General features: G+C 60.6%; 13 protein-coding genes. 6 read left to right on the plus strand and 7 right to left on the minus strand.

Going from position 1 to position 15,491, the window contains the following annotated elements; genetic code table 11:
• Nucleotides 1-22: 22 nt before the first annotated feature.
• The 5 genes from ACYZT5_RS05300 (at nucleotide 23) to xylB (ending at nucleotide 6,149) form a co-directional block, all read left to right on the plus strand.
• The gene (locus ACYZT5_RS05300; protein WP_462050127.1) at nucleotides 23-1,567 is read left to right on the plus strand and encodes a sugar ABC transporter ATP-binding protein; all 1,545 of its coding nucleotides are present in this window, start codon (nucleotides 23-25) and stop codon (nucleotides 1,565-1,567) included.
• Between the two features lie 46 nt (nucleotides 1,568-1,613).
• Nucleotides 1,614-2,606 carry an ABC transporter permease subunit gene (locus ACYZT5_RS05305; protein WP_462005785.1) on the plus strand — a complete coding sequence of 331 codons (993 nt, stop codon included), beginning with the start codon at nucleotides 1,614-1,616 and terminating at the stop codon, nucleotides 2,604-2,606.
• Between the two features lie 63 nt (nucleotides 2,607-2,669).
• On the plus strand, nucleotides 2,670-3,611 hold the full coding sequence (locus ACYZT5_RS05310; RefSeq protein WP_462050128.1) for an ABC transporter substrate-binding protein: 942 nt from the start codon (nucleotides 2,670-2,672) through the stop codon (nucleotides 3,609-3,611).
• 26 nt (nucleotides 3,612-3,637) lie between these two features.
• Nucleotides 3,638-4,636 carry a LacI family DNA-binding transcriptional regulator gene (locus ACYZT5_RS05315; RefSeq protein ID WP_462050129.1) on the plus strand — a complete coding sequence of 333 codons (999 nt, stop codon included), beginning with the start codon at nucleotides 3,638-3,640 and terminating at the stop codon, nucleotides 4,634-4,636.
• Nucleotides 4,637-4,664: 28 nt separating this feature from the next.
• Nucleotides 4,665-6,149 (plus strand): xylulokinase, encoded by a 1,485-nt coding sequence (gene xylB / locus ACYZT5_RS05320; RefSeq protein ID WP_462050130.1) that lies wholly within the window; start codon nucleotides 4,665-4,667, stop codon nucleotides 6,147-6,149.
• Between the two features lie 80 nt (nucleotides 6,150-6,229).
• Here the strand turns inward: xylB and ACYZT5_RS05325 are convergent, their stop codons facing one another.
• From ACYZT5_RS05325 to ACYZT5_RS05355, 7 genes are all read right to left on the minus strand, one after another.
• The gene (locus ACYZT5_RS05325; RefSeq protein ID WP_462050131.1) at nucleotides 6,230-6,826 is read right to left on the minus strand and encodes a sarcosine oxidase subunit gamma; all 597 of its coding nucleotides are present in this window, start codon (nucleotides 6,824-6,826) and stop codon (nucleotides 6,230-6,232) included.
• Nucleotides 6,827-6,829: 3 nt separating this feature from the next.
• Entirely contained in the window at nucleotides 6,830-9,727 is a 2,898-nt protein-coding gene (locus ACYZT5_RS05330; RefSeq protein WP_462050132.1) for a 2Fe-2S iron-sulfur cluster-binding protein, read from the minus strand.
• Entirely contained in the window at nucleotides 9,724-10,026 is a 303-nt protein-coding gene (locus ACYZT5_RS05335) for a sarcosine oxidase subunit delta (protein ID WP_462050133.1), read from the minus strand. Before ACYZT5_RS05335 ends, ACYZT5_RS05330 begins: the two co-directional genes overlap by 4 nt.
• A 13-nt stretch (nucleotides 10,027-10,039) precedes the next feature.
• On the minus strand, nucleotides 10,040-11,281 hold the full coding sequence (locus ACYZT5_RS05340; protein ID WP_462050134.1) for an FAD-dependent oxidoreductase: 1,242 nt from the start codon (nucleotides 11,279-11,281) through the stop codon (nucleotides 10,040-10,042).
• On the minus strand, nucleotides 11,263-12,168 hold the full coding sequence (gene folD / locus ACYZT5_RS05345; RefSeq protein ID WP_462050135.1) for a bifunctional methylenetetrahydrofolate dehydrogenase/methenyltetrahydrofolate cyclohydrolase FolD: 906 nt from the start codon (nucleotides 12,166-12,168) through the stop codon (nucleotides 11,263-11,265). Before folD ends, ACYZT5_RS05340 begins: the two co-directional genes overlap by 19 nt.
• Nucleotides 12,165-13,031 carry a formyltetrahydrofolate deformylase gene (gene purU, locus ACYZT5_RS05350; RefSeq protein ID WP_462050136.1) on the minus strand — a complete coding sequence of 289 codons (867 nt, stop codon included), beginning with the start codon at nucleotides 13,029-13,031 and terminating at the stop codon, nucleotides 12,165-12,167. The genes folD and purU overlap by 4 nt, the downstream gene beginning before the upstream one ends.
• Nucleotides 13,032-13,272: 241 nt before the next feature.
• Nucleotides 13,273-13,872 carry a helix-turn-helix domain-containing protein gene (locus ACYZT5_RS05355; RefSeq protein ID WP_046052997.1) on the minus strand — a complete coding sequence of 200 codons (600 nt, stop codon included), beginning with the start codon at nucleotides 13,870-13,872 and terminating at the stop codon, nucleotides 13,273-13,275.
• 282 nt (nucleotides 13,873-14,154) lie between these two features.
• On the opposite strand from ACYZT5_RS05355, the gene glnT reads away from it, so the two are divergent.
• Complete coding sequence (gene glnT / locus ACYZT5_RS05360; RefSeq protein WP_462050137.1) at nucleotides 14,155-15,489, plus strand: type III glutamate--ammonia ligase; 1,335 nt, start codon at nucleotides 14,155-14,157, stop codon at nucleotides 15,487-15,489.
• Nucleotides 15,490-15,491: the final 2 nt, after the last annotated feature.

A 15,491-nucleotide genomic window follows, 5' to 3' on the forward strand; every position in this document is an offset into this window, starting at 1 on the left:
CAGCTGATGTGAGGGCTCATCCATGAGCCTCGACTCGGCGCCAATTCCGCTTCTGGAAATGCAAGGGATCTCCAAGACCTTCAATGGGCTACGCGTGCTGAAAAGTGTTGGCCTGAAAGTCTATGCGGGTGAAATCCACGCCTTGATGGGTGAGAACGGCGCCGGCAAGTCGACCTTGATGAAGATTCTGTCCGGTGCCTATCAGGCCGATGACGGGGGTGAAATCCGCATCGAGGGGCAGCGCGTCGCGACCTACAACCCAGGCACCTCCAAAGCGCATGGCATCGCTGTCATCTATCAGGAATTGAGCCTGTGCCCGAATTTGAGCGTGGCCGAAAACATCTACCTCGGCCGCGAACTGCGGCGTGGCTGGACCATCGACCGCAAGTCGATGGAGGCCGGTTGTCTTGAGGTGTTGACGCGGCTGGGTGCCGGGTTCAAACCCACGACCAGGGTGAGTACGCTTTCAATCGCCGAACGCCAGTTGGTGGAAATTGCCCGCGCCTTGCATGCCCACGCGAAAATACTGGTGATGGACGAGCCTACGACGCCATTGTCATCGCGCGAGACGGATCGCTTGTTTGCATTGATCAAACAGCTGCGCGCCCAGGGCTTGGCGATTATCTACATCAGCCATCGAATGGCCGAGATATACGAGCTGTCGGATCGCGTGTCGGTGCTGCGTGATGGCGAGTACGTCGGCATGCTGGAGCGCGACGCCCTGTCCGCCGAGGTGCTGGTCAAGATGATGGTGGGGCGTGACCTTGGCGGCTTCTACAAAAAACAACACGCCGCCTACGATCCGGGAGCCGTGGTGATGCGAGTGCGCGACATGTCTGACGGCAAGCGCGTGCGCAACTGCAGTTTCGATCTGCATGCCGGTGAAGTGCTGGGTATCGCCGGTTTGGTAGGTGCTGGCCGTACCGAACTGGCACGGCTGATTTTTGCTGCCGACCCGCGCAGCTCCGGCACGCTGGAAGTGGCAGGCAAGGCGTTGACGCAACTGCGCAATCCGACCGATGCGATTCGTGCCGGTGTGGTGTACCTCACCGAAGACCGCAAGGCTCAGGGCCTGTTTCTGGACATGAGCGTGAGCGACAACATCAACGTCTGTGCCTGCGTCCCCGATGCCCATGTCGGCGGCGTGCTCGACCGTGATCGTGGCGCGCAACGGGCTGGCGCCGCCATCAAGTCGCTGTCGATCCGGGTCGCCTCGGGCAAGGTCAGCGTCGGGACGTTGTCTGGTGGTAATCAGCAGAAGGTGCTGCTGGCGCGACTGCTGGAAGTCAAACCCCATGTGCTGATCCTCGATGAGCCCACCCGTGGCGTGGACATCGGTTCCAAATCGGAAATCTATCGAATCATCAACGAACTGGCCAAGGCCGGAGTGGGCATCGTGGTGATCTCCAGTGAGCTGCCGGAAATCATCGGGACCTGCGACCGCGTACTGATCATGCGCGCAGGCCAGCTAGTGGCTGAAGTGGGCGGGGCGTCCGGCAACGAAATATCCCAGGAAGCCATTATCGATCTGGCCACCGGTGGTGAGCAGGTGGCCGCACATGGCTGATTCCCGGGGGCACATTCATCAAGCTAAGAAAGTGGAGGCGAACGTTATGGGGCTGACCCTGGATAATCCAGCGACCGCGATGGCGATCGGCAAGCGCGAACGGATACGTGAGCTGATGCGCACGGTGGGCATGTTGCCGGTGTTGGTGCTGTTGCTGGTGGGCTTCGCCTTGATGAGCGAAAACTTCCTGACCCTGCAGAACCTGTCGATCATTACCCAGCAGGCCTCGGTCAATGTGGTGCTGGCCGCGGGCATGACCTTCGTGATCCTGACCGCCGGCATCGACCTTTCCGTGGGGGCGATTCTCGCGGCCTCGGCAGTGGTGGCGCTGCAGGCGTCGATGTCGCCGCAATACGGCATGCTGGGCATCGTTGCCGGTGTCGGCTTCGGCTTGTTGCTGGGCCTGGTCAACGGTGGGCTGATCGCCTTCATGCGCCTGCCGCCGTTTATCGTGACCCTCGGCGCCTTGACCGCCATGCGCGGGTTGGCGCGTCTGCTGGCCGACGACAAAACCGTATTCAATCCCGAACTGCCCTTTGCCTTCATCGGCAACGATTCGATCCTCGGTGTTCCGTGGCTGGTGGTGATCGCGGTATGCGTCATCGGCCTCTCCTGGTTCATCCTGCGGCGAACGGTGATTGGCGTGCAGATCTATTCAGTGGGTGGCAACCCGGAAGCGGCGCGCCTGTCCGGGATCAAGGTGTGGAAAGTCTTGCTGTTCGTCTATGCACTGTCCGGTGCCCTGGCGGGTCTGGGCGCCGTGATGAGCGCTTCGCGACTGTTCGCGGCCAATGGTCTGCAGCTCGGGCAATCTTACGAACTCGATGCCATCGCCGCGGTGATCCTCGGCGGAACCAGCTTTACCGGCGGCGTCGGCACCATCGGTGGAACCCTGATCGGCGCGTTGATCATCGCGGTGTTGACCAATGGCCTGGTGCTGCTGGGGGTGTCCGACATCTGGCAATACATCATCAAGGGCCTCGTCATTATTGGTGCGGTGGCGCTCGATCGTTATCGCCAGTCCGGTGCACGAACCTGATTCAACCGCTGTTCTCGTACACCGATTCAAAAAAGAGCCATCCATAATCACAAGAGAGAAATCATGAACTTCAAACGCACGTTTCCCGCTGTCGTCTCCCTGTGCCTGGTCACGCTGTTGTCTCAGGGTGTCGAGGCCCGTGAACTGAAATCGATGGGCATCAGCCTCGGCTCGTTGGGCAACCCGTATTTCGTGACCCTCGCCGACGGTGCCAAGGCCAGGGCGCTTGAGCTGAACCCGAATGCCAAGGTCATGTCGGTGTCGGCCGATTACGACCTGAGCAAGCAATTCACCCAGATCGACAATTTCATTTCCGCTGGCGTCGACCTGATCCTGCTGAACGCAGTCGATCCGGCGGCCATCGAGTCCGCTGTCAAGAAAGCCCGCAAGGCCGGGATCGTGGTAGTGGCCGTGGACGTGAATGCCAAGGGCGTGGACGCTACCGTGCAGACCGACAACGTCGAGGCCGGCAAATTGGCCTGTCAGTTCATCGTCGACAAGCTGTCCGGCAAGGGCAACGTGATCATCCAGAACGGCCCGCAAGTGACCGCGGTAACCGACCGGGTCACGGGCTGTAAAACAGCGTTTGCCACCGCGCCCGGCATCAAGGTTCTGTCCGATGATCAGGACGCCAAAGGCTCCCGTGAAGGCGGGCTGAATGCGATGCAGGGCTATCTGACGCGCTTCCCGAAAATCGACGGATTATTCGCCATCAATGACCCGCAAGCCATCGGCAGCGATCTTGCCGCCAGACAGCTGAAACGCAGTGGCATCATCATTACTTCCGTGGACGGCGCGCCGGACATCGAGAACGCACTGAAAACCGAGTCTTCGGTCCAGGCGTCCGCCAGCCAGGACCCATGGGCCATGGCGCAGAATGCGGTGGTGATCGGCAATGACATTCTCAACGACAGGAAGCCTGCCGACGTGCTCACCTTGCTGACGCCGAAGCTGATCACCCGCGATAATGTCGGCTCATATAGCGGCTGGTCCAGCAAACATTGAGCCGATGAAGGGGTGGAGAGCGTGCTGTGGTAACGATGGATGATGTGGCAAAGATTGCGCAGGTATCGACGTCGACGGTTTCGCACGTTTTGAACGGCACGCGCAAAGTCAGCCCGGCCACGGCGCGTGCGGTCGAAATGGCGGTCCAGGAACTCGGCTACATCCCGAATACGCTGGCACGTTCGTTGGCGCGTTCGACCACCAACACCATTGGCGTGGCGATCTCGGCGCTCTCCAACCAGTACTTCAGCGAGACGGTGCACGCGATTGAAACCGAGTGCGCCAAGCACGGCATCATGATGCTGTTCGTCGATACCCACGACGATCCCGAACAGGAATTGCGCGTCGTCAAAGCCCTGCACCATCGACGTGTCGACGGCATCTTGCTGGCGCCGTCGATGGGGCAACAGCCTCTGGCCCTGGACTATCTGCAGGCCAATGATATTCCGACAGTGCTGGTCGACCGCCTCGTCGCCAAAGGCTTTGATCAGGTCGGTGTTGAAAATATAAAGTCGTCGCAGGCCCTGGTGGCGCATCTGATCGGGCATGGGCACCGACGCATTGCGTTGATTGCCGGTCGCCCGGGATTCAGCACCACCGACGAGCGGATCGAAGGTTATCAAGCCGCGTTGATGGCGGCGGGGCTGCCCTTTGATCCGGTGTTGCTGGTCAATGGTGAATCGAACAGTGAACCGGCACGGGTAGTCACTCGGCAGTTGCTGGCACTGGAATCGCCACCGACAGCGATCATGGCGGCCAACAACCTCATGACCCTTGGCGCCATGCATGCCTTGCGCGATGCGAACATCGCGGTGCCTGGGCAAATGGCGCTGGTCGGTTTCGATGATTTTGACTGGGCTGATTTTTTTGTCCCTCGCCTGACGTTGATCGCACAGCCGGTCAAGGCGTTGGGCGCTCGCGCAGTCTCCTTGCTGCTTGAGCGAATTGAATCCCCTGAGCGTAAAAAACAGACCGTACGCATGGCACCAACGCTACGGATTCGGAACTCATGTGGCTGTCTCTGATCAGTCCGGCTGATGGAAGTGAATGTTTATGAGCAGTCCCCTCTCGCTCGGGATCGATCTCGGCACCTCGGAACTCAAGGCCATATTGCTGGATGAGAGCGGAACAGTGCTGGCCCATGCCGGTGCCCGGTTGACGGTTTCACGGCTGCACAGCGGTTGGTCCGAGCAAGACCCGCAAGACTGGTGGCAGGCCTGCCTGAGTGCGCTGGATCAATTACGGCTCAGTCAGCCAGACGCCTATGCGCGTATTCGCTGCATTGGGTTGTCGGGGCAGATGCATGGTGCGGTGCTGTTGGGCGATGACGACCGTGTGTTGTACCCGGCGATACTGTGGGATGACTCCCGCGCCATCACCCAGGCCGACGCGCTGGGTCGCCAATGCCCCGGTTTTGCCGAGGTGACGGGCAGCTTGCCGATGGCGGGACTGACGGCGCCGAAGCTGATGTGGCTGCACCAGCATGAGCCGCAGGTATTCAACGCCATTGGCTGCGTCTTGTCGCCCAAGGACTACCTGCGGCTACGACTGAGCGGCGAGCGCATCAGCGACGTGTCGGACGCCGCTGGCACGTTATGGCTGGATGTGGCCAGGCGTGACTGGTTCGAACCCATGGTGCGCGCCACCGGTCTTGAGCCCGGTCAGATGCCCGCGCTGGTCGAGGGGGGCGCCGCCTGTGCAAGCTTGAGTGCCTCTGCAGCCATGCGATTGGGCTTGCCCGCAGGGTTGGTTATCGCCGGTGGCGGCGGTGACAATCCCGTCTCGGCGGTCGGCATTGGTGCCATCAATGCCGGCGATGCGTTTATTACCCTGGGCACCAGCGCCGCGATTGTCGCGATCACCGATCACCCTGCGGGCAATCCGGCCAGCGCCGTGCACAGTTTTTGCCACGCACTCCCGCACCGTTGGTACACCATGGGCGCCATGCTGGCGGGCGCCAGTTGCTTGCGTTGGGTGACTCGCCTGTTGGGTTTTGCGGATGAACAAACGCTGCTGCAGCACGTGCAGACGTCGCTACCGATCGATCGATCGGTGGCGCTTTCAAACCCGCTTTTTCTACCCTATCTCGCCGGTGAGCGCACCCCGCACAATGATCCTTTGCTGCGCGGCGGCTTCATGAACCTGGGTCATGACTGCACGCCAGCGATGCTCGGTTATGCGGTGATGGAAGGGGTCGGCTTCGGTCTGCTGGACGCGATGAATGCGCTGCAGTCAGCCGGGGCCGCCGTAGAGGATTGCGCACTGGTGGGAGGCGGCGCACGCAGCGATTATTGGGCGCAGTTGCTCGCCAATATTCTGCAGCGGGAAATATATACCTTGCACGGCAGCGAACTCAGCGCCTGCATCGGTGCCGCCAAGCTGGGTTTCCTGGCTTACGGGCGCGGTTGCGATCTGTTGCAGGCGGGTATGCCGATCAAAACGCGGTACTTTCCTGCGGTCGAACAACAATCCGCGTTACAAGCCCGTTACCAGAAATTCCGCGGTTTGCTGTCAGCAGCGAAAACGCTGCACGGTTGACTTCAGGCCTGTCGGCATCTGCCCATGCATGCTCAGAACGGAATCTCGCCTCAGCATGCATGACCAGCAGGGCGGCAGAGTCAGCGCGTTGTCACAGCCGTAACCAGACCTGAATACTCCTGCATTGCATCCTCTAACGCCCCCCGAAAATACGCCTGCGATGCCCGGTCACAGAGGATGTGAAAGCTCGCCTGCTGCACGGTGCCGGAATTGATGACGATCACGTTGATGCGTGCCGCCGACGTCTGGGCCACCGCTCCCGGGCCGAACGCCTGCGGGCTCAGATCAACCCCGCAGAGCTTGGCCAACACTTCGCTCAGATGATCCCCCGTCAGCTGAAAACAGGCATGGCTGTCCTGACGAGGCAGCAGATAGTTGGCTTGATGATCGAGTTCCCAACGGGCCTCTTCAACCGCCATTCGTTGGCCCTGATCCTCTGGGCTGCCCAGCAGCAGGTATTCGGTCTGCGACAGCCGCGCCACCTGACTGCCATCGGCTTGAATCACCGCACGGTTGGGCGCATCCGGCAGGACGAAGCCACGGCTGCGCAGGTACTCGGCACTGTGGGCGCCGCGGAAACCGACCCGCGGCAGGTCGGTCAGGTCCGCCAGGCAGCATCGCGGCAACGGCGTTAGGGCTTGCCGGGTGATGCTGTGTTGTTCTTTCAGACTGGTCATGACTCAAAGCTCCTGGCGTTGGTTGTCGGGATCGAAGAAGGGCAACTGCACCACCTCGGCCTGGACCACGATGCCGCCTTCGACGCGGATCGGAATCCGTTGCCCAAGCGTGCTCTGGTCGATGCCGGCATAGGCCAGGCCGATGATCTTGCCCAGGGAGGCGGAATACTCGCAGGAGGTGACGTTGCCACTGATGTCCGGGCCGTTAAGCACCAGATGGCCTTCCAACGGTTGCAGGCTGCCTTTGGGCAGGCTGAAACCCACCAGTTTGCGTTTCAGTGGCTGGGCTTCGAGGATGTCCACCGAGCGGCGGCCGACGAAGAACGGCTTGGTGCGACTGACCGCCCAGCCCATGTCGATTTCCGCCGGGTGGGTCATGCCGTCGGTGTCCTGGCTGATGATCACGTGGCCTTTTTCCAGACGCAACAGGCGCTGAGTTTCGACGCCGAAGGGGCGGATGTCATGGGCTTTGCCGGCGTCCATCAGAGCGTCCCAAAGCTTGACCCCGTGGCGCGCCGGTACGTGGATTTCATAACCCAGTTCGCCTACGAATCCGACTCGCAGCAAGCGCGCTTTGATCCCCGCGACCGTGCCCTGACGCACGCCCAGATAAGGGAAGGCTTCGGCGCTCAGGTCGAGGTCGGTGCAGACCTGTTCCAGCACCTTGCGCGAGTCCGGCCCGGCAAGGTTCACCGCGCAAATGGCCGCGGTGACGTTGGCGACGTCCACGTCGAGGCGCCATTGCGCGTTCCACTTAAGCATTTGCTGATAGATCCGGTCGACACCGCTGGTGGTGGCGGTGACGTAGAAATGGTTCTCGGCAAACCGCGCACAGACACCGTCGTCGATCACCACGCCGTGCTCACTGGTCATCAGCGCATAACGGGAGCGGCCGATCGGCTGCTTGAGAAAGGCGAACGTGTACATCCGATTGAGCAGTTCGGCCGCGTCCGGGCCGCGCACATCAAGGCCACCGAGGGTCGAGACATCGATGATGCCGACCTTGTTGCGCACGTGCAGGGCTTCGGCCTGCATGCACGCCTCGCGATCCTTCGCGTTGCCGTAGTAGGCCGGGCGTTGCCAGATACCCGCAGGCATCATCTTCGCGCCAGCTTGCAGGTGACGAGCGTGCATCGGCGTTTGCCGGTACGGGTCGAATGCGCGACCGGCGACATGCGCCAGCTTTTCCGCAACAAACGGCGGTCGCGCCGTGGTCACGCCGGTTTCACTGATATTGCGTTGGGTGGCCCAGGCCACCAACCGCGCGGTCGGCAGCGCCGAGTGACGACCCTGAGACGGTCCCATGCCGACGGTGGAGTAGCGCTTGACCAGTTGCACGTCGCGATAGCCGATGCGGGTGGCGTTGACGATGTCGGCCACTTGTAGATCTTCGTCGAAGTCGACGAAGTCCTTGCCTTTGGGGTGCGGGAAGATTGGCCAATTAAAGTTGACCCGAGCCTCGCCGCTGAATGGCGCGCGTTGCGTGCCGACTGTCAGGCCCAGCGCGAGGGCGGCTTCGGCACCGGCATTCACGCCATCGGCAATCACGTTATCGAGCTGGTGACGACCGTTGACCGAGCCGGCGACATTCAGATTCTTTGGCAGGCCGCTGAGCGTGAACTCGGCACGCTGATCGTCGTAGGCCAGTTTGCCGCCGGCCTGGCACAGCAGTTGATAGACCGGCATGTATCCGGCGGACATGCACAGTAAATCGCACTCCAGGCGTTGCCCGCTCTCGGCGACCTGGCCTTGTGCGGTGATCTTGCGCACGTCGACGCCGTTGATATGGCGCATGCCTTTCTCATGCTGGGCTTCATAGACGGTGCTGTTGCTCTGACGGTAGATCTTGCGTTGCGCCAGTGCGCGCAGCAGGGATTCGTCCGAAGGACCATGGCGCAGGTCCACCACAGCGACGACCTCCACGCCCTGGTCATGCAGATCCAGCGCGGCGAGGTAACCGTCATCGTTGCCGGTCAGCACCACGGCGCGTTTGCCGGGTTTGACCGCATACAGCTTCATCAGCCGTTGCGCAGCGCTGGTCAGCATCACGCCGGGCAAGTCGTTGTTGCGAAAGATCACCGGCTGATCGAAAGCGCCGCTGCACACCAGGCACTGGCGGGCGCGGACCTTGTACATGCGTTTGCCCTGAATCACCGGCAGGTAGTTGTCGGTGAACCAGGCGTTGCAGGTGGCGTCGGTCAGGATCTGGATATTGGCGTGTTGCTCTACCGCAGCGAGCAGTTCGCGGCGCAGGTTTTCAGCCCTGTTGCCTTCGACATCGAAGCGGGCATAGGTTAGCGAGCCGCCGAGAACCGGCTGTTGCTCGATGAGCAACACCTTGGCCCCCGCGTTGGCTGCCGTCAGCGCCGCCTGGAGCCCGGCGGGACCGGCGCCGATTACCGCGACGTCGGTAAACAAGTAGGCCTTGTCGTAGTACTCCGGCTGGAACTTCAGGTCGAGCACGCCGAGGCCGGCCTTCTTGCGAATGATCGGTTCCCAGACTTTCCACATGCCTTTGGGCTTGTAGAAAGAACGGTAGTAGAAACCCACCGGCATGAATTTGGAGAACTTGCCCAGGTAGGCGTCGCGGTCATTGTCCAGCGAGCCGTTGACGTTCTGCGCCGTCACCTGCAACTCGGCGGACAATGTGTGGGCATCGGCCAGCACGTTGGGTTCTTCGGGCAACTGCACCAGGCTATTGGCGTCCTGGCCGGCCATGGTCAGCGGGCCACGCGGGCGATGGTATTTGAACGAACGGGAGATCAGGAAACGCCCGTTGGCCAGCAGGGCGCTGGCGATGCTGTCGCCTTGCAATCCTTGGTAGCGGTGGCCGTCGAAGCTGAAATCCAGCGGCTGATCACGGTCGATCAGCAAGCCCATGGGGGCGGGTAGGCGGTTCATCCTGCGATCTCCTTGGCAACTGCGCTGAATTCGACACGGGCGGTGAACAGTTCTTTGGGGTCGAAGGTCCGCAGGATTTCATCGCTGACGGTGTGACGCTCCGCGAGAAACCAGTAGCTGGATGGCGTGTGCATCCACCACTCGCGCACCACGCCAGCGAGGTTGTCGGTGTTGAACACGTAGTCGGCCCATTCGGCATCGCTGCAACTGACCGGGTCAGGCATCGGCTTGAATTCGCCGCCATAAGTGAACTCGCTGATATTGCGCGGCCCGTTGAGCGGGCAATTCATGATTTTCATCGTCCGCTCTCCGTCAGTGACTGGCCGCCGTGGCGCCCATTTCGTTGACTTGCTGGAAGGTTGAAAAACGTTCAAGGCCGAAGGGTTTGATCAGCTCCGGCACCTTGCCGCCGCTGGCCACCAACTCGGCCATGGTCTTGCCGCAGATCGGCGTGGCTTTGAAACCCCAAGTGCCCCAGCCAGCGTCGAGGTAATAATTCTTCACCGGCGACAGGCCCATGATCGGGCTGTAATCCGGGGTCATGTCGGTGATGCCGGCCCATTGCCGCATCAGCTTGGCGTTGGCCAGGAACGGGAACATCTCGATCGCATGGGCGAGCAGGCTTTCCTTGAGGTCCAGCGTCGAGCGGGTGTTGAACAGCGGATAGGGATCGGAACCGCCGCCGAATACCACCTCGCCACGGCTGGTTTGCTGCACGTAGCAGTGCAGGGCGGAGGAGCTCACCAGTGGATCGAGAAATGGTTTGAATGGTTGGGTGACCATCGCTTGCAACGGGAAGGTCTGGATCGGCGAACGGATCCCGGCCTTGGCCATCAGCAACGAACTGTGCCCGGCAATCGCCTGCACCGCACAACCGCACTTGATGGTGCCACGATTGGTTTTCACGGCGGTGATGGCGCCGTTCTCGATGATCAGGTCCTGGACTTCGGTGAGCTGATGGATTTCCACGCCGCGCTTGGCGGCTTGTTTGGCGTAACCCCAGGCCACGGCGTCATGGCGCGCGGTGGCGCCGTCGAGGTGCCAGAGCCCGGCGATGACCGGCAAATGGCCGGGATCGAGGTTGAGGCTGGGCACCAGTTCGCGGATCTGCTGGCGGTCGATCATCTCGGTGCGGCCGCCGAAGTGTTTGTTGACCTCGGCGCGCTGACGGAACGAACGCACCGTGGCATCGGTGTGGGCCAGGGTCAGCTGGCCACGCTCGGAGTACATGATGTTGAAATCGAATTCGTTGGACAGCGACTGGAACATCCGCACCGACTCGGCATAAAAGCGCACACCTTCGCTGGTCAGGTAGTTGGAGCGGATCACCGCGGTGTTGCGCGCGGTATTGCCGCCACCCAGGTAAGACTTCTCCAACACCGCGATGTGGGTGATGCCGTGGTACTTGGCCAGGTAATAAGCGATGGCCAGACCGTGGCCGCCGGCACCGATGATCACCACGTCATAACTCGATTTGAGTTCCTTCGGTGGCGGTAAATCCACTTCCACCGGGTACTCCGAACTCAGCCCGTATTTCAATAGATTGAATGGCATAAGGCCTCCGATTGGCTGCGTTGGGCCTGGTGTTGGTTAAGGGCGGCGGTCACGGTGTTCTTCATCAGAAAGGCGATAGTCATCGGGCCAACGCCACCGGGTACCGGCGTGATCGCCGCAACTTGGGTCAGGGCGCTGTCGAAGTCGACGTCGCCCACCAGACGGCTGCGGTCATCGTCTTCGATACGGTTGATGCCGACGTCGATCACCACTGCGCCAGGCTTGAGCCAACTGGCGTCGATCAGCCTTGGGCGACCCACGGCGGCGATGACGATGTCTGCCTGCCGGCACAGAGCCTGCGGATGCGGGCTGCGCGAATGCAGGACGGTCACCGAGCAATCGGCCTGCAGCAACAACGCTGCCATGGGTTTGCCGACGATGTTCGAGCGGCCGATCACCACCGCGTGCTTGCCGCGCAGATCGCCGCAGGTTTGCTCCAGCAAATACAAACAACCACTGGGGGTGCAGGGCGCGAGTACCGTGCGACCCTGGCTGAGACCGCCGACGTTCTGACTGTGGAACCCGTCTACATCCTTGTCCGGAGCGATAGCCTCCAGTGCGCGTAATTCATCGATATGCGCAGGCAGCGGCAGTTGCAGAAGAATGCCGTGGATCGAGCGATCGGCATTCAGTCGGGCGATCAGAATGAGTAACTGTTCAGTGCTGGTGTCCGTGGACAGCCGATGCTCCAGCGAGCGGATACCCACTTCTTCGGCGCGCAGCATTTTGTTGCGCACGTACACCTGGCTGGCCGGGTCGCTGCCCACCAGAATCACTGCCAGCGTCGGTTGAATGTCTTGCTCGCGCAGGCGCTCCACGTCCTCGCGGACCTGCACCAGCACGCGGGCGGCGGTGGCTTTGCCGTCGATCAGTTTGTGCGCGCTCACCGGAAGATCACCGTTCTGTCCTGGTTGAGGAAAACCCGGTGCTCCAGGTGGTACTTGACCGCCTTGGACAGGGCCACGGTTTCGGTGTCGCGGCCGGTGGCGACCAGATCGTCGGGCAGGTAGACGTGATCGACACGCTGCACTTCCTGCTCAATGATCGGTCCCTCGTCGAGGTCGCTGGTGACGTAATGGGCGGTGGCGCCGATCAGTTTCACGCCACGCTGGTAGGCCTGGTGATAAGGCTTGGCGCCTTTGAAGCCGGGCAAGAACGAATGGTGAATGTTGATCGCCCGCCCCGAGAGTTGCTTGCACAAGTCATCGGAGAGGATCTGCATGTAGCGCGCCAACACCACCAGTTCGGTGCCGGTGTCGTCGACAATCTTCATCAGCTCGGCTTCCTGCCGGGCCTTGGTGTCCTTCGTCACGGGTAGGTAGATGAAGCGAATACCCTCGCGTTCGGCCATGGGCCGCAAGTCGAGGTGGTTGGAGACGATGGCGGTGATGGTCATGTCCATCTCGCCCTTGTGGTAGCGGTAGAGCAGGTCGGTCAGGCAGTGGTCGAACTTGCTGACCATCAGTAGCACGCGCATCGGCTCGCGGGTGTCGTGCAATTCCCAGGTCATGTCGAACGCCTTGGCGACGTCGGCGAAACCGTCCTTGATCTGTTGAATGTCGCCCTGATGGCCGTCGTTGAAGCGGAACACCGCACGCATGAAAAAACGGCCGCTGAAGTCGTCGTCGAATTGCGCCATCTCCCCGATGTAGCAACTGTTGTCCGCCAGGTAGGTGGTGACGGCAGCGACGATGCCGGACACCGCGGGACAAGTGATCTTGATGATGAAATGGTTTTTTTCGTGTTGCATGACACGTCCTCGGGATGATGGCGGCAGCTCATCGCATAGCGAAAAAAATCATCAGCGGACATCAGGCTCATCCATGAGCGCATTTTCTTGTGGGGAATAAATTATTCCTGTTGGTGGCTTTATAGGGGAATGGTCGCGTTGCGTCCAGAGCTTTTAAGAAAGTTTTTTAACTGGCAGGAAAATACGTGAGGCCGACGTGGGTCGGCCTCAAGGCGGGGCAAAGCGGGGGAAGAGGGGGGCGTTACTCTTTATCGCTGCCGTAATTCATGATCGACAGCAGGCGGATCGGCACGTGCACCAGTTGCTCCGGACCGTGAGGGATTTCACCTTCAAACGTCAGGCTGTCACCCGCTTCCATGCGGTACAGCTGATTGCCGTGGCGATAGATCAGTTCGCCTTCCAGCAGGTGGAGGAATTCGGTGCCGGGGTGGGAGAAGGTCGGAAACTCCTCACTGGCGTCATCCATGCTGACCATGTAGGCCTCGAAGCTCTTCTTTGGCCCGCGGGTGTGGTTGAGCAGATGGTAGGTATGACCTTTCTCAGTGCCACGGCGCACCACTTCCATGCCCTGATCAGCCTTGACCAATAGCGCACTACCGTCTTGCTGGTCGTATTCGCTGAACAACTTGGACAGTGGCAGGCCGAGTACGTCGCACAGACGGCTCAGGGTATCGAGGCTGGTGGACACCTGGGCGTTTTCGATCTTGCTCAACATGCCCTGACTGATATCGGCAATCTTGGCCACGTCAGACAATTTCAGATCCTGAGCCTGGCGCTGGCGCTTGATCTGCAATCCCAGATATTGCTCAAGCTTGAGGCGCGGGGCGGTTTCGGTCGACATAGTCATCAGATCCTGCACACTTTCCGTTCAGTAATATTAGTTTCGCACTGAGAAAGTGCAAATGGCGACGCTTGGCGCATGCCCTGGGGGCAGTATTCCCACAGGGAAAAGAATATTCCCATATATACAGTACAAAAGCGCCTATCACGGCGTTTTGACCTTTCACTCGCGAATCTGGCAAGGGCTTTGCATTCCTATTGGGAAAATAACTTTCTTTTTAGGAATAAAAAGACGGTCAAGGCCCATCCAGAATGTTTTGCCTTTCGCGAGGAGTGACGAGCAATGTTGCCAGCAGAAACCCAGCGCATCATCGACAAGCACGGGATCAAGTACGTGCTTGCGCAATTTGTGGATATTCACGGTGCGGCCAAGACCAAGTCGGTGCCGATCTGTGGGCTCAAGACCGTCGCAGAAGAGGGGGCGGGTTTTGCCGGGTTTGCGATCAGCGGCATGGGCATGGAGCCCCATGGTCCGGACTTCATGGCCCGCGGCGACTTGTCCACCCTGACCCCGGTGCCCTGGCAACCGGGTTATGGGCGGGTGGTGTGCATCGGTCACGTCGACGGTAAACCGCATCCGTATGACAGCCGTTATGTGTTGCAGCAACAAGTGCAACGCCTGGAAGAAAAGGGCTGGACCCTCAATACCGGCCTGGAACCCGAGTTCAACCTGATGCGGCGCGACGAGCAGGGCAAGCTGCAATTGGTTGACCCCAGCGACAACCTCGACAAGCCTTGCTACGACTATAAAGGCTTGTCGCGCTCCCGCGTTTTCCTTGAGCGGCTGACCGAAGCCTTGCAGGCAGTGGATTTCGAGGTCTATCAAATCGACCACGAGGACGCCAACGGCCAGTTCGAGATCAACTACACCTACAGCGACGCCATGACCTCGGCGGATCGCTTCACGTTTTTCCGCATGGCCGCCGGCGAAATCGCCAATGACCTGGGCATGATCTGCTCGTTCATGCCCAAGCCCGACCCGAAACGCGCTGGTAATGGCATGCACTTTCACCTGTCGATCAGCAGCGCCGAGAACAAAAACCTGTTCCATGACGCCAGCGATCCGAGCGGCATGGGGCTGTCGAAAATGGCCTATCACTTCGCCGCCGGCCTGCTTGCCCATGGCCCGGCGCTGTGTGCCTTCGCCGCGCCGACGGTCAACTCCTACAAGCGTCTGGTGGTCGGTAATTCGTTGTCCGGCGCGACTTGGGCGCCAGCCTTTATCGCCTTCGGTGCCAACAACCGTTCAGCCATGGTGCGGGTGCCTTATGGCCGCCTCGAATTCCGTCTGCCGGACGCCGGTTGCAACCCCTATCTGGTCAGCGCCGCGATCATCGCTGCGGGCCTGGACGGCATCGACCGTCAGCTGGAAATCGACCACGTCTGCAATGAAAACCTCTACAGCCTGAGCCTCGAGCAGATCGCCGCGCGGGGCATCAAGACCCTGCCGCAATCGCTCAAGGAAGCCTGCGACGCGCTTGAAGCCGACCCGTTGTTCGCCGAGGTGCTGGGCCCGCAGATCGTTGGCGAGTTCATCAAGCTCAAGCGCATGGAATGGGTGGAATACAGCCGCCACGTCTCCGACTGGGAGATCCAGCGCTACACCGAATTTTTCTGACT

The sequence above is a fragment of the Pseudomonas sp. LB3P14 genome (assembly GCF_054898045.1).